Annotated in this window: 19 protein-coding genes; 6 read left to right on the top strand and 13 right to left on the bottom strand. The window is 58.8% G+C overall.

Features of this window, described 5'->3' with window-relative positions:
- Nucleotides 1-72 precede the first annotated feature (72 nt).
- Nucleotides 73-999: an electron transfer flavoprotein subunit alpha/FixB family protein gene (locus I6L40_RS14060; RefSeq protein ID WP_216994447.1), complete on the bottom strand. Its 927-nt coding sequence runs from the start codon at nt 997-999 to the stop codon at nt 73-75.
- Complete coding sequence (locus I6L40_RS14065; protein ID WP_216994448.1) at nt 996-1,745, bottom strand: electron transfer flavoprotein subunit beta/FixA family protein; 750 nt, start codon at nt 1,743-1,745, stop codon at nt 996-998. The genes I6L40_RS14060 and I6L40_RS14065 overlap by 4 nt, the downstream gene beginning before the upstream one ends.
- 146 nt (nt 1,746-1,891) lie before the next feature.
- Between I6L40_RS14065 and I6L40_RS14070 the strand changes: the two genes are divergently transcribed.
- From I6L40_RS14070 to I6L40_RS14080, 3 genes are all read left to right on the top strand, one after another.
- Nucleotides 1,892-3,535, top strand: coding sequence for an electron transfer flavoprotein-ubiquinone oxidoreductase (locus I6L40_RS14070; RefSeq protein WP_216994449.1), 1,644 nt, complete (start codon nt 1,892-1,894; stop codon nt 3,533-3,535).
- Between the two features lie 329 nt (nt 3,536-3,864).
- Nucleotides 3,865-4,812, top strand: coding sequence for a magnesium/cobalt transporter CorA (gene corA, locus I6L40_RS14075; protein ID WP_026456618.1), 948 nt, complete (start codon nt 3,865-3,867; stop codon nt 4,810-4,812).
- A 149-nt stretch (nt 4,813-4,961) separates the two neighbouring features.
- Nucleotides 4,962-5,423: a DUF2919 domain-containing protein gene (locus I6L40_RS14080; RefSeq protein ID WP_043851066.1), complete on the top strand. Its 462-nt coding sequence runs from the start codon at nt 4,962-4,964 to the stop codon at nt 5,421-5,423.
- A gap of 35 nt (nt 5,424-5,458) precedes the next feature.
- Here the strand turns inward: I6L40_RS14080 and I6L40_RS14085 are convergent, their stop codons facing one another.
- A complete protein-coding gene (locus I6L40_RS14085) occupies nt 5,459-6,178 on the bottom strand; it encodes a hypothetical protein (protein WP_239693790.1) in 720 nt (239 codons plus the stop codon).
- A 215-nt stretch (nt 6,179-6,393) separates the two neighbouring features.
- Between I6L40_RS14085 and I6L40_RS14090 the strand changes: the two genes are divergently transcribed.
- Both I6L40_RS14090 and I6L40_RS14095 read left to right on the top strand, forming a co-directional pair.
- A complete protein-coding gene (locus I6L40_RS14090) occupies nt 6,394-6,945 on the top strand; it encodes a lipoprotein (protein WP_043851068.1) in 552 nt (183 codons plus the stop codon).
- Nucleotides 6,946-7,129: 184 nt separating this feature from the next.
- Nucleotides 7,130-9,127: a hypothetical protein gene (locus I6L40_RS14095; RefSeq protein WP_216994450.1), complete on the top strand. Its 1,998-nt coding sequence runs from the start codon at nt 7,130-7,132 to the stop codon at nt 9,125-9,127.
- A gap of 101 nt (nt 9,128-9,228) precedes the next feature.
- Here the strand turns inward: I6L40_RS14095 and glgC are convergent, their stop codons facing one another.
- On the bottom strand, nt 9,229-10,503 hold the full coding sequence (gene glgC, locus I6L40_RS14100) for a glucose-1-phosphate adenylyltransferase (RefSeq protein WP_041207494.1): 1,275 nt from the start codon (nt 10,501-10,503) through the stop codon (nt 9,229-9,231).
- A gap of 189 nt (nt 10,504-10,692) precedes the next feature.
- Here glgC and I6L40_RS14105 point away from each other — a divergent pair, with 189 nt between their 5' ends.
- Nucleotides 10,693-12,333, top strand: coding sequence for an EAL domain-containing protein (locus I6L40_RS14105; protein WP_071910531.1), 1,641 nt, complete (start codon nt 10,693-10,695; stop codon nt 12,331-12,333).
- Here I6L40_RS14105 and I6L40_RS14110 read toward each other — a convergent pair.
- The 9 genes from I6L40_RS14110 to I6L40_RS14150 form a co-directional block, all read right to left on the bottom strand.
- Complete coding sequence (locus I6L40_RS14110; RefSeq protein ID WP_071910533.1) at nt 12,296-12,790, bottom strand: hypothetical protein; 495 nt, start codon at nt 12,788-12,790, stop codon at nt 12,296-12,298. The two genes, I6L40_RS14105 and I6L40_RS14110, sit on opposite strands and share 38 nt — an antisense overlap.
- Before the next feature lie 174 nt (nt 12,791-12,964).
- Nucleotides 12,965-13,327, bottom strand: coding sequence for a DUF2750 domain-containing protein (locus I6L40_RS14115; RefSeq protein ID WP_033115181.1), 363 nt, complete (start codon nt 13,325-13,327; stop codon nt 12,965-12,967).
- Nucleotides 13,328-13,507: 180 nt separating this feature from the next.
- Nucleotides 13,508-14,812, bottom strand: coding sequence for an inosine/guanosine kinase (locus I6L40_RS14120; RefSeq protein ID WP_071910535.1), 1,305 nt, complete (start codon nt 14,810-14,812; stop codon nt 13,508-13,510).
- A 188-nt stretch (nt 14,813-15,000) separates the two neighbouring features.
- A complete protein-coding gene (locus I6L40_RS14125; protein ID WP_071910537.1) occupies nt 15,001-15,393 on the bottom strand; it encodes an MAPEG family protein in 393 nt (130 codons plus the stop codon).
- A gap of 34 nt (nt 15,394-15,427) precedes the next feature.
- Nucleotides 15,428-16,402 (bottom strand): ferrochelatase, encoded by a 975-nt coding sequence (gene hemH, locus I6L40_RS14130; RefSeq protein WP_143241684.1) that lies wholly within the window; start codon nt 16,400-16,402, stop codon nt 15,428-15,430.
- Nucleotides 16,403-16,500: 98 nt separating this feature from the next.
- Complete coding sequence (adk, locus tag I6L40_RS14135; RefSeq protein ID WP_043851073.1) at nt 16,501-17,145, bottom strand: adenylate kinase; 645 nt, start codon at nt 17,143-17,145, stop codon at nt 16,501-16,503.
- Nucleotides 17,146-17,443: 298 nt separating this feature from the next.
- Nucleotides 17,444-18,202: a tRNA-(ms[2]io[6]A)-hydroxylase gene (locus I6L40_RS14140; RefSeq protein ID WP_216994451.1), complete on the bottom strand. Its 759-nt coding sequence runs from the start codon at nt 18,200-18,202 to the stop codon at nt 17,444-17,446.
- Nucleotides 18,203-18,397: 195 nt separating this feature from the next.
- Complete coding sequence (gene purF, locus I6L40_RS14145) at nt 18,398-19,918, bottom strand: amidophosphoribosyltransferase (RefSeq protein ID WP_071910544.1); 1,521 nt, start codon at nt 19,916-19,918, stop codon at nt 18,398-18,400.
- 21 nt (nt 19,919-19,939) lie between these two features.
- Nucleotides 19,940-20,428 (bottom strand): CvpA family protein, encoded by a 489-nt coding sequence (locus I6L40_RS14150; protein ID WP_033115174.1) that lies wholly within the window; start codon nt 20,426-20,428, stop codon nt 19,940-19,942.
- Nucleotides 20,429-20,493 lie beyond the last annotated feature (65 nt).

Raw genomic sequence — 20,493 nt, forward strand, 5'->3', positions numbered from 1 at the left:
GCTTGCAGAGAACATGCGCAGAAATGGTCAAGAGGCCGCATAAACGGGTTGCCCCTGCCCTTTCCGACAAATTTACACCTTGGCGGTGAGCTCGGGCAGCAGGGTGAAGAGATCCCCCACCAGACCGTAGTCGGCCACCTGAAAAATCGGTGCCTCGCTGTCCTTGTTGATGGCCACAATCACCTTCGACTCCTTCATACCCGCCAGATGCTGAATAGCACCCGAGATACCGACCGCGATATAGAGCTCGGGAGCGACCACCTTGCCAGTCTGGCCGACCTGCAGATCGTTGGCGACAAACCCCGCATCGACGGCAGCGCGCGATGCGCCGACCGCACCGCCCAGCTTGTCGGCCAACGCTTCAATCAGGGCAAACTGCGCCTTGGAGCCAAGAGCTCTGCCACCGGAGACCACCACGCGCGCAGCGGTCAGCTCGGGCCGGGGCGATCGCACGGCAAGACGCTCCACCAGGCGAGTCCGGCGGGTCAATTCGGGCACCACCAGACTCTCGACGGAAGCATTGCCTTCCTGCGGAGTCTTGGCAAAAGCCGTCGCCCGCACCGTCATCACCTTGATAGGGGCACTGCTCGCTACCCGGGCGATGGCATTGCCCGCATAGATGGGACGCAGGAAGGTATCGCTGCTCTCGATAGCCGTCACCTCGGAGATCATTTCCACTCCAAGCCGGGCAGCTATTTGGGGCAGCAGCGCCTTGCCCATGGTGCTCGCCGCCATCAGGCAGTGGCTGTAACCTTCGCACCAGCGAGCCAACAGCTTGTCGAGTCCCTCCAGCACCCCTTCCGCCAGTGCGGGAGAGTCGGCCTGCAGCACCTTGCTCACCCCGCGCAGCGCAGCCGCCTGCTGGCCCACTTCGTTTATCCCCTGTCCCGCCAGCAACAGATGCACTTCGCCACCCAGCTGGCTGGCAGCCGTGACCAGGCGAGCGACGTTGTCGGCCAGATGGCCCTGATGATGTTCGGCAATGATTAATACGCTCATAGTACCTTCGCCTCGTGCTTGAGTTTGTCCACCAGCTCATCCACCGAACTCACCTTGATCCCGGCGCTGCGGGCTGTCGGCGTCATCACCCCGAGCAGACGAGTCTGGTTGGCAGGTACAACGGCGAGCTCGGCAAAGGGGGCACTCTCCAGCGGCTTGCGCTTGGCCTTCATGATGTTGGGCAGCGAGGCAAAGCGCGGTTCATTCAAACGCAGATCGGCGCTGACCACCGCAGGTAGCGGCATGCCCAGGGTCTCCAGTCCACCATCGATTTCACGGGTCACCCGCAACTCCTTTCCTTCCAACCTGATGGCAGAAGCGCAGGTAGCCAGCGACCAGTCGGTCAGGGCGGCTAGCATCTGGGCCACCTGACCGTTGTCCGAGTCGATGGACTGCTTGCCGAGCAGCACCAGATCCGGCTGCTCCAGCTCACACACTTTTTGTAAAGCCCGTGCAACCGTCAGCGGTACCAGCGTCTCGTCTGTCACATAGTGGCGCGCCCGATCCGCTCCCAGCGCCAGCGCATGGCGCAACTGCTCAGCGGCCGCGTCCGGGCCAAAGGTCACCACCACCAGCTCGCTGGCGATACCGGCCTCACGCAGCCGGACGCCCTCTTCCACCGCGATTTCACAAAAGGGGTTGATCCCCATCTTCACATTGGCCAGCTCCACATCGGAGCCATCCGCCCTGACCCGGATCTTGACGTTGTAATCCACTACCCGTTTGATTGCGACCAGCAGCTTCATGGGGTCATGCCTCGTCTCTTTGGATTGAATTCATTCACCAGTCCCTACACTTTTGCACCGTGTTTCGCTTAATTTTTGCTTACAATCACTTTACGTTTACGTAAACTACCAGCACTACCCTAGGTCAACTTCGGTGCAGAGGCAAGATGGAACGGGAAGCAATGGAATTTGATGTCGTCATCGTAGGTGGCGGCCCGGCGGGGCTCAGCGCCGCCATCGCGTTGAAACAGCAAGATGCCAACCTCTCGGTCTGCCTGCTGGAAAAGGGCGCTGAAATTGGCGCTCATCTGCTCTCCGGCGCCCTGCTGGATCCCGTCGCCCTCAAGGAGCTGCTGCCACAAAGCTGGCAGCAGGCACCGCTCGGGATAGCGGTCAACGACGATCAGGTACATTTGCTGCAAAGTGAGCACCGCTCTCTGCAGCTGCCAAGCTGGGCCGTACCACCACGGATGCACAATGAAGGCTGTCACATCGTCAGCCTTGGCAACCTTTGCCGCTGGCTTGGCCAGCAGGCGGAGCAGCTGGGAGTCGAAATATACCCGGGGTTTACCGCCAGCGACCTTATCATGGAAGCGGGAAGGGTCAAGGGGGTCATCACCGGCGATTTGGGACTTGATCGCGCTGGCAATCCAAAACCGGATCATGTTCCCGGCATGGCGCTCTATGGCCGCTATACCCTCTTTGCCGAGGGAGCCCGCGGCCATCTGGGCAAACAGCTGATCGCCACATTCAATCTGGAAAACCCTGCACAGCCCCAACACTATGCCATCGGTTTCAAGGAGCTGTGGCAGCTTCCCGCTGGCCGGGGTAAGGCGGGACAGGTACTCCATGGCAGTGGCTGGCCTCTTGGCAAGGAAGGAAAGAACCACAGTCACGGCGGCTTCTATCTCTATCAGATGGAGGGAGATCAGGTTGCGGTCGGGCTGATCGTCGACCTCAACTACCAGAATCCCTGGCTCAGCCCGTTTGACGAATTCCAGCGTCTCAAGCATCACCCGCTTATCGCCAACCTGCTGCAAGAGGGCGAGCGCATCAGCTATGGTGCCCGCGTCATCACCAAGGGGGGCTGGCACTCCCTGCCTCGCATGCACTTCCCCGGCGGGCTTCTGATCGGCTGCGATGCCGGCACCCTCGACTTTTCCCGTATCAAGGGGATCCACACCGCCATGAAATCGGGGATGCTGGCGGCAAAAACCGTCGCGATGGCGCTGCGAGGTGGCGATGAGGGAGGACGGGATCTGGTTCACTATGCCGACGAACTGCACCAGAGCTGGCTGGCACAAGAGTTGGGCGCGGCCCGCAACTTCGGAGCCGCCCTGCATCGCTGGGGCCCCTGGCTTGGTGGCGCCTTTAACTGGCTGGAGCAACGGCTGTTTGGCGCAAACTCGCCCTTCAAACTTATCGATAAGGAGCCAGATTACCGCCAGCTGCGCATGGCCAGCCGCTGCGAGCCCATCCATTACCCCAAACCCGATGGCAAGCTCAGCTTCGACAAACTCTCCTCCGTCTATCTCGCCAACACCAGTCACGATGAGGATCAGCCCTGCCATCTCAAGCTGCAGGATGAGCTGATCCCGGTAAAGGTCAACCTGCCGACCTGGGGAGAACCCGCCCAGCGCTACTGCCCGGCAGGGGTGTTTGAGGTGCTGGAAACGGAGGGGGTGGCCAAGCTGCAGATCAACGCCGCCAACTGCATTCACTGCAAGACCTGTGACATTAAAGATCCCAGCCAAAACATCGTCTGGACACCGCCACAAGGGGGCTCCGGGCCCAACTATCCCAATATGTAAGCTGCAGCTCACCTGTTGCGAAAACGAGCCTGCAACAAAGGGCTCGGATAAAGGGGGCAGGAAGGCAATGAGAGATGCACAAGGAGCAGCGCTCAAAACGGGACGAGCTGCTCCGACCTCGCCACCTTGCAGCTGTTTTTTTGAACAAACAAGCTGAATCCCCAATGAATAGCCCCTGACAAGCGCGGCCCGCCCCTGTATAGTTCGCCGCATTCAGGTTTTCCATCGGCCCGATCTGCTTATCCACGGGATCGCCTTCTGCAGCGATCTAAGGCCGCATGACCTGTGCAACCATCCCTGATTACCCATGACTTTTTAAGGGGGGACAGATGATCACCGCCTACATTCTCAATAACAAGGTGCTGGATATAGTCACGCTCGGGCCTGACGACATAGTACCTGACAACACGGTCTGGCTGGATGCCTACAAGCCGGACACGGCAGAGCGAGAATGGTTGACGGGCCTGTTCCTGGAAGAGGTTCCCGACAAGGAAGAGCTCGACGACATCGAAGCATCAGCCCGTTTCTACTGGGATACCGATGGTCTGCACATTCACTCCCTGTTTCCCCAGCGGATCGGTCGTGACACCAAGGGTGTCCACGTCTCCTTTACCCTGCGCAACAACCTGCTGATCAGCATTCGTGAAGATGACATCGGGCTGGTTCGCCTGCTGCGCCACTATATGCGCCAGGATCGGCTGGAGGTAGAGGATGCCCTCGACATCCTGCTGGAAGTGCAAAACCTCAAGGTAGAGTACCTCTCCGACCTTATCGAAGATGGTTACAAGACATTGGAAAACACCGCTGACCAGATCTTCGAGCCGGATCAGATCAATCCCATGCTCAAGGAGTTGATGGCTCAGGAAGAGGCCAACGGCCAGATCCGTCTCTCCCTGCACGATACCCGCCGCGCCTTGCGCTTCCTCAAGCGCAGCCTGCGCCAGCGCATGAGCCTTGAGCAGAACAAATGGATCGACGAGATGCTGCACGACGTGGAGTCACTGTTGCCCCACACCCAGTTCTTGTTCGACAAGATCAACTTCCAGCTGGAGGCCTCCATGGGGGTCACCAATCTGGAGCAGAACAAGGTGATCAAGATCTTCTCGGTAGCAGCCGTAATTTTCCTGCCGCCGACCCTGATTGCCAGTATCTACGGCATGAACTTCGGCCGCATGCCGGAGCTCGCCTGGGAGTATGGTTACCCCCTCTCGCTGGTGCTGATGGTGATGTCATCGCTCGGCACCGGTCTCTTCTTCAAGCGCAAAGGCTGGCTATAACGCCGGCTGCCCGGCACAAAAAGATTCTCGCGCATTGGGGGGCATGACCCCCCGATTAATTCCCACCCCCTCCCGCGCCTTGCAAAGGGCTCGCCTTCGCCCCATATCCTCTGCATCACTTGCACTCTATCAATGGATATCGGGCAACCATGACCCTCTACCCCGAACACCGCTATGACGATCACGGCCAGCTTCGTCCCCCTCTCTGGTTCTGGCCCATCGCCCTGTTACTGACCCGCTCGGTCTGGCTCTTTCTGATGGCTGGCGTCACCCGCCAGAGCGGCAGCGAGATCCTTGAGCTCTTCTACCCCGACAAGCTCACTCTCTATATCAGCCTGCTGACCGATGTGCCCGCCATGCTGGCCCTGCTCGCCTGTGGCGGCACCTATCAGCAGACCCGCGGCATTCGCGCCAGACTCAGGCGCCATAGCCCCTTGTTGCTGCTCTGCTCTGCCACCAGCGGCCTGCTGATGCAGCTGCACAGCCTCAACTTGCAGAAGTGGTCGTTCAGCTGGCCCACCGCGCTGGTGCTGGTCGCCAGCCTCTGGGCGCTCTGGTATCTGCTGCGCAGTCGCCAGTTGCGCGAATATGCGGCCGACGAGCCCCACTAACGGGGCTCCGGACACGGTTTGCGAGGTATTCAGTGCTATTGAGGAGTAACCCGGATCTGCAGGGTCTGGCGATCGCTCTGGCTGCCACGCCCGCCCTGCAACTGCGTACCAAGGGTGCTGCCCTGCTGCGCCGAACTGGTGGATAGCTCCCCCACCGTCAGCCACTGGCCCGGGGCTCCACTGACCTCGGTGGCACTCTGCCCACGATTGATGGTTCCCTGCTCCAGCCTCGCCTGCTCGCTGCTGAGCGCTACCTGAACCCTGTCCCCTATCAGGGTTGCGGTGGCATAGAGGCCGTTCACCAGCGGCATCATCCCCACCACCGCGCCCCCGTTCCACTGATAGAAGGTGACCGGCTGATAGGAGCCCATTTGCAGCAACACGGGGCGACCCGAAAGCCCGCGTACCTGCCAGCTGTCGTTCTGGCTGCGCTGGTACTGCCGGGCATTGCCATCGAGCAGCCACTGCCGTTTGGCCTCGTCACGGCTTACTGAACCGCCCAGTTGTTCACTGTTGGAAAGCCCATCCACCCGCCACTCGATAAGCAGGCTTTGCGGTGGCTGGTTGATTTGCGCCAGAGTCGCCTCGGCTTCCTGCAATTGGTCCGGCGTCCCGCTCAGCACCAGCTGATTGCCCATGGCGCTTACTCCGAGCCGGGGATAGATCTCCTTGAGGGTCTGCACCGCGGCCTGCGCCTCGAATACCGGGATCACCTTCACATCGGCCCACGAAGATGAGCTCCATATTCCCGCCATACAGCAGAGCCACAGCAACCACCTGCATCCATATCTTGTCAGACTGCCCATCACATCTCCTCCTGGACCCGAACCGGCTGTTCGATGATGAGCCCCGTCACAGGCAAAAGACAACCTCCGAGATGCCACTCGCAACAACCGTGTCATCAGACTCCCGCCCGGGGCGGGTTATCGCGTAAGATACGCCCCATTATGTTGACCAACCGGAACCTCTCATGCTGAAACAGCTGTTGTTACTCCCCCTCGCCCTGCTGCTGGCGGCCTGCTCGCTGACCCAGTACAACGTCAGCGAAGCCGAAATCAACCAGTACCTCAAAAAGCAGGTCTCTTTTGAAAAACAGCTGGGGATCCCCGGCATCATGTCGAGCAAGATCCGCCTGGACGAGATGCAGAGCCGTATCGGCCGCAAGCAGCCGGATCGCATCGAACTCGATGCTGCCGGTGACCTGCAGGTAAGCAGCCCCCTTGGCAGCCAGCAGATGAAGGTTCGTTTTGCCCTGAGCGCCCGCCCGGAATATGTCGCCGATCAGGGGGCTATCTATCTGCGTGATCTCGAACTGGTCTCGGTGCAGACCGATCCGGCCAACATAGGTGCCGCATTGACCCCTATCCTGCCCACCTTCAATCAGTCACTCTCCCTCTTCCTTTCGCAGACGCCGGTCTATCGCCTCGACAGCAGCCGCAAGAACGAAGCGAGGATCAAGGAGAAGGTTGAAGATCTCAAGGTGGAGCCGGGTCGTCTGGTGATCCCCTTCAAGGTGCTCTGATCAGGTAATTTCTCCCCCCTCACCTTTGTTGTGCAAACCGCCCGGCCTCTTGTCCTGATCCCCAGACAAGCTGCCGGGCGGTTTTTTGCTTCTCAACCCGGCGCGAACAGAGCATAATGCACACCATTCTCATTTAGATTCGTCATGAGAAGCGTCAATAATAAAACCAATGGTGAAAAGGGACATGAGAAAAACCGTTCTGGCACAGGCCGTTGCCTGTACTCTGGTGAGTGGCATCGCACACGCAGCCGTCAAGGTTGAAGACAAGACTTTCAACACCGCCGCCAACATGCTGGCCTATACCGAATTTGAACTCTCCGGCGAGCCGCTGGCCGAAGCGCTGGGGCTGGATCTGGACGTGCTGGATGCCAACCGTGCCGATGAACCGACCCCGTTCGACTTCGCTGCCGGCATCGAATCCTATGAATACTCCGAAGAGGCGATGTACGCCCTCAACTATCAGTCGGGCATGGGCCCCCATCTGGTGAACGGGCCGCAAAACCTGGCCCGTGGTGGCACCATGGCCGATCTCGGCAAACGGGTCATGGCCATGGCGGAGGCAGTTGGCTTCCCGGCTGACGAGATCCCGCAAGGCATGTATCCCCTCTCTCTGCCCTACGCCTCCGCCAACCCGGAGTTTGCCGACGCTGTGAATACCACTCCGGTCAATGGTGACCAGATCACCATCAAGACCGCCAAAGGCGTCGAGAAAACCGTCAAGACCCAGGTTCCGGCCTACTTCCGTGACTACACCACCCTGCGCTGGAGCGGCAGTGACAACCTGCTGGTACCGGCGGCTGTGGGCGGCATTTTGCTCAAAGAGGTGATGTGGTCTCAGGACTTCCTCGGCGGCATGCACGTGGCCGAGAGCGATGAAGAGGTTGAAGCCGCCTCCGCCACCATGGATCAGGATGGCAAGCACAAGCTCGGCGTCTCCGCTGCCGACGGCTTCAACGGCATGATGCTGACCGAGCAATCCATCGACAAGCTGACCATCATGCAGAACCAGCTTGGCTTCGATGGCAAGCAACTGGGTGCCAAGATCACCCCGCAGTATGATCCGGCCAAGGGCATCATCTACTTCCCCCATCAGGTGAAAGTGACCGAGACTCGCAACAACGATGCGGGCGCCATCGGCAAGCTCGACGTAGTGGATGGCTCAGCCCAGCTGCGCGATGCCTGGATGATGCTGTGGCCACTCTCCGAGTTCTACGCTTTCAGCGACCAGCGCACGGCCAACACCAACCAGAATCCGGCCTTCCACGCCGTGTTTGACGGTGAGCCGTTTGCTGCAACACCCAAGGCCAACCAGACCAATGATCTGGGCAAGGCGGTGGCGGGCAGCGACGCCTTCTCGCTGGCGCTCAACCTCTCCAGCTTCACCTTCAAAAACCTGACTGCCCTGCACTTTGATGGCAAGGCCGGCACTCTGGTAGATAGCTGGCAGGCAGGCAAACAGAGCAAGCACGTCACCACCTTTGACGCCGCTTACGCACTGGTCGCTCTGCAGATCTTCCAGCGCGCTCAGGATGCATTGCCGGTCGGTTACGCCGCTGGCGACAACGGCGAGCTGAACCTCAAGACCAGGCAGGGTCAGCAGGCGCTTGAGCTTATCCGCAAGCAGGCCGATTTCATCCTTGCCAATCTCAAGGGGAACAACGGGCTGGTATACGATGGTCTGACACTGGGTGGCAAGGTAGACAAGGCGCAATCCGTTGATGCCCAGTTTGCCGCTATCCGCGGCCTGACCGCGGCGTTCCTCGCGACTTCCGATGCCAAGTACCGCACCGCCGCGCGCGAGCTGTTTATCGCCGCTGACAAGGCCTATTTCAGTGCCAAAGCGGGCACCTGGCTGGCTGGCAAACAGGGCGAGTACACCCCCTGGACCCAGGCTGCCATCTCCGGTGCGCTGCGTTCTGCCATGCTGAACCTGCGCAACGAAGGGGCCGAGAAGGCGCCCGAACTGGAGCTGGCCAAGCTGACCGGTCAGTACGTCAGCTGGTTCCGCAGCACCGTCAACGGCGGCATGCAGATGGCCGAGTGGGTCGGCGACTCCGGCGAGAACGTCATCGAAGGCGCCGGTGGTGACACCGACGAAGATGGCGTCCCGCAAGTGACCGCCGCCGGTGGCAAACACGGCACCGCCATGGTGATGGCCGCCAAAGCGGTGGTCAGCGAGTAATTCGCACCATTCACCCGGATGAAAAAGGGAGCCTTGATGGCTCCCTTTGCATTACAGCGTCTGACTCTTCATTTCAGGGCACTTCAATTAATTCGCTTGGGTTAACCCAGCTTGTCCAGCATCTCCTTGGTCACCAGCACAATGCCCTGCTCTGAGCGATAGAAGCGGCGTGCATCCTCATCGGCATTCTCACCCACCACCAGCCCGTCAGGCACCTTGCAGCCCTTGTCCACCACCACCCGGCGCAGACGGCAGCCAGTACCGATCTCGACCCCCGGGAAAATGACCGCCTGATCCAGAGTGCAGAAGGAGTGCACCCGCACGTTGGTAAAGAGCACCGAGTTGAGCACGAACGAACCGCTGACGATGGTTCCACCAGCAAACATGGAGTTGATGGTCATGCCGTGCTGACCATTTCTGTCCTGCACGAACTTGGCGGGCGGCGTCAGGGTCTGGCTGGTCCAGATGGGCCAGTTTTGATCGTAAATATCGAGCTCGGGCAACACGGAGGCGAGGTCCATGTTCGCTTCCCAGAATGAATCCAGGGTACCTACATCACGCCAGTAGGGCTTTTGTCCCTCGCGCGCCCCGACACAGGACATGTTGAAGGGGTGCGCAAAGGCCAGCCCCTCCTCCACGATGCGGGGGATCACATCCATCCCGAAGTCGTGTTTGGAGTCTTGGTTGAGAATGTCTTCCTCCAGCAACTGGTAGAGGTACTCCGCCTCGAAGATGTAGATCCCCATGGAAGCAAGGGAGCGATCATCACACCCCGGCATGGCGGGCGGATTGGCCGGTTTTTCCACGAAGGCGCGGATCTTGCGCTGCTCGTCGATATCCATGATGCCGAAGGCTGACGCCTCGGCGCGCGGCACCTCGATACAGGCTACCGTGACCTTGGCTCCGAGACGCACGTGATCGAGCAGCATGGCGGCGTAGTCCATCTTGTAGATGTGATCCCCCGCCAGCACCACTATGTATTTGGGGCCGTAGTCGCGAATGATGTCGACGTTCTGATAGATGGCATCGGCAGTACCGCGATACCAGTGCACCTCGTCCACCCGCTGCTGGGCAGGCAGCAGATCGATGAACTCGTTCATCTGGTAGCGCAGGAAAGACCAGCCTGATTGCAGATGACGCAGCAGGCTGTGGGATTTGTACTGGGTCACCACCCCCACGCGGCGGATCCCGGAGTTAATACAGTTGGAGAGTACAAAATCGATGATGCGGAACTTGCCGCCGAAATGGACGGCCGGTTTGGCGCGGTTGTCGGTCAACTGCTTCAGGCGACTGCCACGTCCTCCCGCCAACACCAGTGCCATACTCTGGTTCAACAACTGACGTGCTTTGGCACTATTTTCGGGCTCTAACAACATGATTTACCTCTGCCTTGTTTGATCTATTTTCAACCCATCTTCGCCTGTTTCAGTGGCACTGAAAGTGGTTTCACTCACATTTAACCGATCTCAATTGGCCCTTTTATCCGAGTTGCGAGTCATAACATGTTTTGCTTGGTATGCTTGGTTAAAATTTCCTCATAAAGCAGCCACTTCAAGGATGACAAGATGGTTCACAAGCTCGGACGCCCTCTCGTTTTGATCGCCATCATAGTGGCCATACCTCTATTGCTTCTGCAAGGGGTTTGGCTGGCTATGCAGAGCACTCCGCTGACGCTCGTTCTGATTCTGGGCACCACGCTGATCGGCATGGCCCTACTGCTGATGCTGGCTCTGCGCACCCTGGGCGGCATTCAACAGAATCAGGAACAAGTCTGGATAAAAGCCCTGCGCAGCCGGGATCCGCAGTTACTGGAAGCTCCCCGCTCGCAAGAAGCGCTGCAGCAGTTGCTGGAGCAGTTTGAAAGCGCCGAGCAGCATGTCCATCGCCAACTCACCGAGCTGAGCAATCTGGCCACTACCGACGAGCTGACCCAGCTGCTCAATCGCTACGCCTTTCGCCGCGATATGACCGAGTTGCTGCAGCGGGATCAGGATACCCAGACCGCGACGCTGGTGCTGGTGCGCGCCACCGAGCTTGGCAAGATCAACGCCCAGCGGGGTTTTCAATCGGGAGATGCCTACATCAAGGACATGGCTGCGCTCATCAAGCGGGTGGTCAGCCGGTTTCCCGGCAATCAGGTTTATCGCATCTCGGGGGCAGACTTCGCGGTGCTGGTGCAACCGGCTGCCAATATTCCCCCTCACCTGTTGGGGCAGGATCTGAAAGTCGCCTTCGATCACTATCAGGAGCAACACGAGCTGGAGAGCACCGGTTACTCCGGGCTGACCAAACTCAGCAGCGGCCAGAAAATCGAGGCCGTGCTGGCCCGGGCCGATCTGGCACTGGCCCGCGCCCAGACCGAAACCATCAATGGCTGGGCCATTCAGCAGGATGACAATGTCTCCGACATGCAGGGCCAGCAACACTGGCGCGACGTGTTGACCGAGGTGCTGGCGCAGGAGCGGCTCGGCTTTACCTATCAGCCGATCCAGCCGCTGCATCGCAGCATGCTGGCCTACAACGAGATCTATACCCGCTTTGCCGGCAGCGATGGCACAGCGCTGCCCACCGATACTCTCTTTGCCATGGCACAGCGGCTGGATCTGGTGATGCGACTGGAGCAACTGGTCATCACCCACATCATGCGCCAGTACCGGGCGTTTGGCTCCAACCAGAGTCGCTGGGGGATCAATCTCTCATCCAACCTGCTGCAAAACAGCGCTTTTCTGATCTGGCTGGATAGACAGCTGCTCAAGGATCCCAACACCAGTGCCAATCTGGTGTTTGAACTCGACGAGGAGCATCTGGAGCGCAACTTGACCGGCGCCAAGCGGGTGTTTGAACTGCTCAGGCGCAATGGCAGCCGCTCGGCCATCGCCAACTTCGGCAAGGGGATCGGCTCATTCACCCTGTTTCGCGAACTGAAACCTGACTACATCAAGCTCGACCCCGCGCTCATCACCGGACTGGAGCAGGATCAGACCAACCAGCAATTTGTGCGGATGATTGTCGATGTATCGCACCGGATGGGGTGCCAGGTGATTGCCGAGGGGGTTGAGCAGCTGGGCCAGAAGCAGCTGCTGCAGGGAATGTATGTCGATGGACTGCAAGGCTACCTGATTGCCCGGCCGCAACCTTTGCGACCGGATATCAGCCAGCTTGGTCTCTTTACTGAGGATGTTTCAACTTCAACAGAGTCAGAATGATCTCGTTGAGCTGGCGGTAACGCTCCAGCTCTTTCTGATCGTAACGGGTAGCCAGGGTGGTGGGGTTGTGGCGGTTCTTGAGGTAACGATTGATCTGCAGGCGATTGAACCCCGCCACCTGATAAACCTGTGCCAGCAGGGTATTCAACTCCTCATTATCCAGACCGGCTCTTGCCAGATAGTGGCTGTCGGCCGGGCTTTCGGTCTGGAAACTCCACTTGCCGATACGGCCACTCTCTTGCAGATAGGCAAGCCACTGCTCGACATAGAGCGGTTTGCAGCCAGCCAGCAGATTGAAGAAGCCGACCGAATCGCAGCGACAGCCGCTCAGCAGCATGACCGCCAGTGCATCATCGTCACACTGGAAAATGACCGGCCCGGATTGTGCCCAGTCCAGCGCCTGAATGCGGATGCTGGCCCGTCCTCCCGTCGCACCTGCGACATCGAATAGAAACATGGCGCCCCCCATGGCAAAAGGTTGATGATGGACCATCCCCCGGCGAGGTGCAAAGGCAAATTGGCATTTAACTCATCAATGCAGCCATTCGACCATAAAAAAAGACCGGTATTCTCACGAATACCGGTCTCTAGCTTGCTGCCCTGTAAGCTCAGTGCATCAGTGGAGGCGCTTTCAGGCGTCCAGTTCAACCAGCGCTTTGGCCAGCTCAATCGGTTCGAGCTCCTGGCCTTCCAGATCGGCGTTCCAGTTCGGGCCGACCAGCACATCGTCTTCATCCAGATCGTTGATCCAGATATCGAGAAACTCTTCCAGATCGATCACTTCCGGCTCGTAATCGGCCCACTCGTCCACGCAGTGCAGACGGGCATCTTCTTCGGCAGACCAGAGCGGCATGACGTCGGCATCTTCAAACTCGGCAGAGCGGCAGACCACCCAGTCCTCACCATAGCGCAGGCCCCACACCTGACCCGACTCGCGGACTTGTTCGATAAAAAGTTGGAAATTGGCGTCAAGGTTCTCGGTAAGCATGCTCATGGGGCTCTCTCATTTTCTCAGGTGCGGCAGCATTGCCGGCCGGCAATGCGGTGGCCAAATGGTGTCGCAAAAGCGACATGGACTCAAGCATATTGGGGTTATTGATGGAAAAAAGGGGCCTGAAGGCCCCTTTTCACGTCAAAACGTCTGCCAATGGCGGTGTTTTGCAACAATTCGGGATCAACGCTCCCAGTAAACCTCTTCCAGACTGTCCTCTTTCTCCGGCAGACCGCGAGAGAGACGCGGGCTGCTCTGGGCCAGCACCTCATAACTCACCCGGTTGGCGTACTTGCACACCTGGGAGAGTGAAGAGTAGGTGAGGAACTCGGAGATGTGCTTGGCAGAGTTGGGCACATTCATCCGGTGATAGGAGTTGGCCACCATGTCGTGCAGCACGGCGGAAAGTGCACCATCCCCTGCCCCGTTGGTGTTCTTGATCTTCTCCGGCCCGCCCATGTAGGGAGAGATATGGGAGTAGATCCGCACCGGCTTGCGGCACTTGGCGCGTGCCATGGGGCGGCTGAACTCGTACATGTTGAACTCGGGAATAACCCCGGGCAGCAGCGGCAAGGTGGTCTCGCGCTTGAAGTCATCTTCGGTGTAGGCAGCCATATAGAGCCCCACCGGACCGGCGGTACAGAGCACCATGTCAGCCCAGTCGAGCGCCTTGTCGGCTGCGGCCAGCGGATCGGAGAAACCGGTCAGGGCCTCGCCCTCCTCCTCGTTCATGGCGAGCACGGTGACGTTTTCGCTGATGAAGTCACGCCACCACTGGGGGTCTGACTCGATGACGAAACGGGTACCCAGAGTCAGCACCACCGGCACACCGGCCTCGCGGGCATAACGCACAGCGGCCATGGCGGCATCTTTCATCGGGGTGCCATCTTCACCGCGCACCAGATAGGCTGTGATGACCAGAGCGGAGGACTCCTTGATGATCTCTTCAGGGATGTGCTCGACATCCAGATGATCCATCTTGCCGGCGTTGATGCCAAAGCTGCGCTCGCCCCCTTCGGTGATGAAGGTAAAGCAGCGACCGACCGGCCCATCTACCGGCTGCAGATAGTCAAGGTTGACGCGAGAGGAGGTATTGCAGAGGTAACGATAGGCGTAGCTGCCGATGCGGATATCCTGGCTCATGACGCCAAGCAGGATGGAGTGGGAATCAGCCAGCACCGAGTAGTTGTGCATGGTGTTGCCAATGGTGCCACCGGCAAATTCGCTCACTACCATGTTGTTGCTCTTGAGCTCGTCGTAGATCTGCTCGGCTACTTCATCGGAGATGAGCATGGAGTGGCCACGGCTCAGGCTATAACGCTCGAGAAACGCCAGATCGACATGGGCTTCGATGTCGACCAGCGTCTGGTCAATCCCGACCACATAGGCCTTGCCCCGCTCCGAAAGCACCGCACTCTGGGAGATGAGGGGATCACGACGATCCACAGGAAAGTAGTGTTTGGACTTGCGCTGACCGGGAAATTTCATGGCAATGTTCTTGTGCTCTGGGGGAAAGAGGGGCGGGATTTTAACACAATCTGCCGCACCGAAAAGTCGCTCTGTTTAAATAATGGAGTCAGTATAGACAAGGGTTGCGAGGAAAAACGTTTGCCCTTTAACCACAAAAAAACCACCCGAAAGTGGGTGGTTTTTGACTCTCGACTCAGAGGGATAATTCACCCGTTGATCAAGCCGTGAAAAAGGGTCAACCCGGAGAATAGCCCGAGGGATAGCCAGAACAGCAAGGTGCCAACGAAGCGGGGCACATTGGGTGCTCGCGGGATCTGGATGCCAATGGCATGCAGTACGCGACCTGCCAGCAGCATGATGCCGCCGGCATGCAGCAAGAGTGCGCTGGCACCGGCCATTTCACTCAGTGCCATCAGCAACAGAGTCAGCGGTACGTACTCGGCAAAATTGCCGTGGGCCCGGATCGCCGCCAGCAACTCAGGGGCCTCCCCCTGCCCTATCATCACCCCGAACTGGGCGCGGCGTCTGACCACCCAAGCGGAGAGCCCCAGAAACAGCAGCCCCAGCAAGCCTGCGTAGATCAGCGTGATATGTACCATGACTCGACTCCTTGTTTAACTGACTGTCGGTCACTCATGCCAATTCACGGCAAATGAGCGAAACCATCATCCTGATATGGGCCTGATCGCTATTGAGCGCCGGAATATAGCCAAACTCCTCGCCACCGGCAGCCAGGAAGATCTCCTTGTTCTGCACCTGGATCTCCTCCAGCGTTTCGAGGCAATCGGCGGCAAAGGCCGGGCAGATCACATCGAGCCGCTTGATGCCTCGGGCAGGCATGCCGCCCACCGTCTCATCTGTATAGGGCTTGAGCCACTCCTCCTTGCCAAAGCGCGACTGGAAACTGGCGGTCCACTGTCCCGCCTCCAGCCCGAGCGCATCGGCCAGCAGGGACGCGGTATGACGGCACTGATGACCGTAGGGATCGCCCTCCTGCTCGTAGCGCTCGGGGATACCGTGAAACGACATCAACAGATGTTCACCCCGGCCATGCTGCTCCCAGTGACGGCGCACGCTCATCGCCAGCGCCTGAATGTATTCGGGGTGGGCATGGTAATCGCGAATGAGCCGCACCACAGGCAGATTGCGCTCATGCTTCATCGCCCGACCCCAGGCATCGAACACGGATGCCGTGGTACTGACCGAATATTGCGGATAGAGCGGCAACAGGATCACCCGGTTGACCCCCTTGGCCTTGAGTGCCTGCCACCCCTCCTCCAGCGAAGGAGAACCATAGGTCATGGCAAGCTCGACCGGTACATCGACCCCTTCACGCTTGAGCTCCTGCTCCAGCGCAGCCCGCTGCTGTTTGCTGATCACCATCAGTGGCGAACCCTGCTCGGTCCACACCTGCTGATAGAGCTTGGCCACCTTGGGAGAGCGGGTTGGCAGAATGATGAAGTGGAGCAACGGGCACCAGAGGTAGCGTGGCAGATCGACGACCCGGGGATCGTGCAGAAACTGGCTGAGAAACGCTTTGACGGCGGCGGTAGTGGGGGCGGCTGGGGTACCCAGATTGACCAGCAAGATTCCGGTTTTCGTGGTCACATTGGCTTCCTGTCTATCTGTCATGATGCAAAAAAGGGCCCGCTGGGCCCTTTTTATCATTTGCCTGATGGCCCAGGGGACTGTGCCGGCAGTAACGCTTAGCCCAAAATGGTGGCAAGCTGCTTGCTGACCAGATCAACCGGCTGGGTGCCATCGATCTTGACGTAACGGGTATTGCCCGCTTCCGCCTCTTTGCCATAGAAGCCGATGAGCGGAGCAGTCTGCTGATGGTATACATCCAGACGCTTGCGCACTGTGGTCTCTTCGTCGTCGGCACGGATCACCAGATCTTCGCCAGTCACGTCATCTTTACCTTCCACTTTCGGCGGGTTGAACACCACGTGGTAGGTACGACCAGAGCCTGAGTGAACGCGACGGCCGCTCATGCGCTTGACGATCTCTTCGTCTGGCACATCGAACTCCAGCACGAAATCAACCTTGACGCCGGCATCCTTCATGGCTTGCGCCTGGGGAATAGTGCGCGGGAAACCGTCCAACAGGAAGCCTTTGGCACAATCCGGCTGAGCGATGCGCTCCTTGACCAGACCGATGATGATGTCGTCAGAGACCAGCTGACCTGCGTCCATCACGGCTTTGGCCTTCAGACCGAGCTCGGTGCCCGCTTTGATCGCCGCACGCAGCATGTCGCCGGTGGAGATCTGGGGAATACCGTGTTTTTCCATGATGAACTGAGCCTGGGTACCTTTGCCGGCGCCCGGAGCCCCCAACAGAACAATGCGCATACACGCTCCTATTGATTGGTTATTCAAATCTTGCGAAGGCAAAAAAGTACACGGTTTCGCCCATTTCTACAAGCTCGCGCCGCCTGAATGGCCACTTTATCGCCATAAAAAACGGCGGCTCGACGCCATACAAATTGACGGGCTTACGGGAAAAGTGAGTGAAAATTCAACAGGTGTGCTGACAACAAGCTGACGGCAGGGATAAAAAAATCCCGGCTCAAGGCCGGGAATTGCGCTCAAAAGTAACTACTTGTCGCTCGTAGTAGGAACAGGGCAATAGTAGTTTGCCCCCTGTGCGTCAACAACTGTCAGATGTGACAGGGAGGCCGCTATGAAACCGGAACTGGGGGTCTGGCGAGGAGATAAGCTCGGCTTCCAGCTTGCCAAAGTAGGCAACCCGCTCGCAGATGTCCTCCCCCGCATACTGCTCGGCCAGCGCGAGATAATCCTGATAGTGGCGCGCCTCGGAGCGCAGCAGGGAGACGTAGAAGCGCCCCAGCTCCTCATCCAGATGGGGAGCCAGCTTGGCAAAACGCTCGCAGGAGCGCGCCTCGATATAGGCACCGATGATCATCTTGTCGACAATGGTGGCAGGCTCATGGGTGCGCACATGCTGCATCAGTTGCCGGGCATAGCGAGAAGCGGTAACCGGGCCATATTCGATGCCGCGGGCCTGCATGATCTCCAGCACCTGCTCGAAGTGGTGCAACTCCTCCTGAATGAGCCGCACCATGGGAAACAGCAGCGGATTGCGCTCCAGCTCGGCAAAGACCGAGCGATCAGACTCGCCCATGGTGCGCTTGCCCAGGATCTCGGCCTTCTCCGGAATAGCGTCCAGCTCGCGATAAAACTCCAGTTTGGGCAGCAGATGACGCTTGCCCTTGGGCAGGCAGTAGCGGCGCACCAGACTGTGTGCGGTGAGTGCAGCCTTGGTTTCACAGTTGGCGTGATCAATAAGCAGGGTTGGCAAACGGGCCGGATCCCGCGCCATCTCCACCCACTCGTCAGGGGTTTCGCACTGCAAGAACTGGCGCACGGGGGCTAGCAGATCATCCATCTGAACTCTCGTTAAAGGCGTATGAGAAAAGTGACCCTATGCTAGCGGATCAGCCGTTGCATGCCCATATCTGGCAAAATAAGCGCTGTTTTTTCAAACAGATGCCATCTCTCCCCTTTCGCCATCTCCCAGCAAAAACAACAATGGGAGCCAGGGCTCCCATTGCGTTATGCAAACCAGTCCGAAGGAAAACGTTTAACTGCCTTCGTTAAAAATTTCCAGATTGCTGGTCCCTTCCTGCCACTCGCGCACAGCCTTGCTGTCATCGCTGCGCAGGGCATTGAGGTGATCAAGGTAGGATTGATCCACATCGGAGGTGACATAGTGGCCGTTGAATACCGAGGTCTCGAAGTGGCGCAGCTCGGGGTTGATCTCCCGCACCGCCGCTTCCAGATCTTCCAGATCCTGGAAGATGAGGCCATCAGCGCCAATAAGCTTGCACACCTCTTCCACTTCGCGACCGTGGGCGATCAGCTCGTTGGCGGTGGGCATGTCGATACCGTAGACGTTGGGGAAGCGAATTTCCGGCGCTGCCGAGGCAAAGTAAACCTTGGCGGCCCCCGCTTCACGGGCCATCTGGATAATCTGCTCCGAGGTGGTACCGCGCACGATGGAATCGTCCACCAGCAACACCTTCTTGCCCTTGAACTCGGAGCTGATGGCGTTGAGCTTGCGGCGAACCGACTTCTTGCGCTGGGTCTGGCCCGGCATGATGAAGGTGCGGCCGATATAGCGGTTTTTCACGAAGCCCTGACGGTACGGCAGGTCGAGGGTATGGGCGATCTCCAGCGCCACGTCGCAAGAGGTCTCGGGGATGGGGATGACCACGTCCACATCGAGATCTTCCCACTCGCGGGCAATCTTCTGACCCAGCTTGCGACCCATATTGAGACGGGCGGCGTAGACCGACACCTTGTCGATGCACGAATCGGGACGGGCAAAATAGACATATTCGAAGATGCAGGAGCTCATCTGCGGGTTATCCGCGCACTGCTCGGAGAAGAGCTGGCCCTGCTCGGTGATGTAGATGGCCTCGCCCGGCGCGATGTCACGCACCGTCTCGAAACCGATGGCATCGAGCGCCACGCTCTCGGAGGCGAGCATGTACTCCACCTGCCCCTGCTCATCCTGACGACGGCCGAGGACCAGCGGGCGAATGCCGTTGGGATCACGGAACCCGATGAGGCCGTGGCCAATGACCAGCGCCACCACGGCATAGGCACCGCGGATCTGCTGATGGGTCTTGCGCACCGCAGCGAAGATGTCCGCAGGCGCCAGCGCCATCTTGTCACAGCGGTCCAGCTCGTGAGCCAGCACGTTCAGCAGCACTTCGGAATCCGAAGTGGTGTTGATGTGACGGCGCGCGACACGGAACTGCTGCTCCTTGAGCTCCTTGGCGTTGGTCAGGTTGCCGTTGTGGGCAAGCACGATCCCGTAAGGAGAGTTGACATAAAAAGGTTGGGCTTCTGCGGCACTGGAGCTGCCTGCGGTGGGATATCTGACATGACCGATGCCGATGTTCCCTTGCAGGCGCTGCATGTGGCGCACTTCAAACACGTCCTTGACCAGGCCATTGGCCTTGCGTTGCCGGAAGTTCCCACTGTCAATGGTCACAATCCCGGCGGCATCCTGTCCCCTGTGCTGCAACACCGTCAAGGCGTCGTAGAGGGCCTGATTGACGGGAGTGGTGCCTACTATACCGACAATACCACACATGTATTTGCTACCTCGAAGTCGCTATACCTGTTTAAGAAAACTCGAAGAGTTCAGCATGAACCCGAAAAACCACTGGATCACCGGCTTGAACTCCGGCACCAGCTTGGATGCCGCCCACCAGTCACTCTGGGAGAGGCTGGTGAAGGTATCCATGAAAAAAAGCAGGGCACTGACGATCAGTACCCCGCGAATTGCGCCGAAGCAGACCCCGAGCACCCGATCGGTACCGGAGAGCCCCGTCTTGTCCACCAGCAGACCCACCACGTAGTTCACCACGCTGCCCAGGATCAGGGTTGCCACGAACAGGGCCGCTATGGCCAGACCGTTGCGCACCAGCGCATCGGAGAAAGAGGTAAAATAGGCGGCGAGATCAGGATAGAAATGGCTGGCAATAAAGAAGGCAACGAACCAGGTGACGAGAGACATGGCCTCTTTGACGAAGCCGCGCACCAGGCTGATGAGTGCAGAAAAACCGACGATGCCGATGATGGCGTAATCAATCCAGACCATAGAAAAAGATGTCCTGCGAAATTGCGGCGCAGTCTAACAAAAACGATTGCGCAATGCTTGATAAA

This window comes from Aeromonas sp. FDAARGOS 1410 (assembly GCF_019048745.1).
Lineage (GTDB): Bacteria > Pseudomonadota > Gammaproteobacteria > Enterobacterales > Aeromonadaceae > Aeromonas > Aeromonas jandaei.

Bases quoted from the DNA above. Each gene is read 5' to 3' on its own strand.
- I6L40_RS14070 (WP_216994449.1), top strand. From the start codon at position 1,892: ATGGAACGGGAAGCAATGGAATTTGATGTCGTCATCGTAGGTGGCGGC.
- I6L40_RS14060 (WP_216994447.1), bottom strand. From the start codon at position 999: ATGAGCGTATTAATCATTGCCGAACATCATCAGGGCCATCTGGCCGAC.
- I6L40_RS14065 (WP_216994448.1), bottom strand. From the start codon at position 1,745: ATGAAGCTGCTGGTCGCAATCAAACGGGTAGTGGATTACAACGTCAAG.
- adk (WP_043851073.1), bottom strand. From the start codon at position 17,145: ATGCGCATTGTTCTGTTGGGGGCTCCGGGCGCCGGCAAAGGTACCCAG.
- glgC (WP_041207494.1), bottom strand. From the start codon at position 10,503: ATGTTGTTAGAGCCCGAAAATAGTGCCAAAGCACGTCAGTTGTTGAAC.
- I6L40_RS14115 (WP_033115181.1), bottom strand. From the start codon at position 13,327: ATGAGCATGCTTACCGAGAACCTTGACGCCAATTTCCAACTTTTTATC.
- I6L40_RS14080 (WP_043851066.1), top strand. From the start codon at position 4,962: ATGACCCTCTACCCCGAACACCGCTATGACGATCACGGCCAGCTTCGT.
- purF (WP_071910544.1), bottom strand. From the start codon at position 19,918: ATGTGTGGTATTGTCGGTATAGTAGGCACCACTCCCGTCAATCAGGCC.
- I6L40_RS14150 (WP_033115174.1), bottom strand. From the start codon at position 20,428: ATGGTCTGGATTGATTACGCCATCATCGGCATCGTCGGTTTTTCTGCA.
- I6L40_RS14105 (WP_071910531.1), top strand. From the start codon at position 10,693: ATGGTTCACAAGCTCGGACGCCCTCTCGTTTTGATCGCCATCATAGTG.
- I6L40_RS14090 (WP_043851068.1), top strand. From the start codon at position 6,394: ATGCTGAAACAGCTGTTGTTACTCCCCCTCGCCCTGCTGCTGGCGGCC.
- I6L40_RS14125 (WP_071910537.1), bottom strand. From the start codon at position 15,393: ATGGTACATATCACGCTGATCTACGCAGGCTTGCTGGGGCTGCTGTTT.
- I6L40_RS14120 (WP_071910535.1), bottom strand. From the start codon at position 14,812: ATGAAATTTCCCGGTCAGCGCAAGTCCAAACACTACTTTCCTGTGGAT.
- I6L40_RS14095 (WP_216994450.1), top strand. From the start codon at position 7,130: ATGAGAAAAACCGTTCTGGCACAGGCCGTTGCCTGTACTCTGGTGAGT.
- I6L40_RS14085 (WP_239693790.1), bottom strand. From the start codon at position 6,178: ATGGCGGGAATATGGAGCTCATCTTCGTGGGCCGATGTGAAGGTGATC.
- corA (WP_026456618.1), top strand. From the start codon at position 3,865: ATGATCACCGCCTACATTCTCAATAACAAGGTGCTGGATATAGTCACG.
- I6L40_RS14140 (WP_216994451.1), bottom strand. From the start codon at position 18,202: ATGGATGATCTGCTAGCCCCCGTGCGCCAGTTCTTGCAGTGCGAAACC.
- I6L40_RS14110 (WP_071910533.1), bottom strand. From the start codon at position 12,790: ATGTTTCTATTCGATGTCGCAGGTGCGACGGGAGGACGGGCCAGCATC.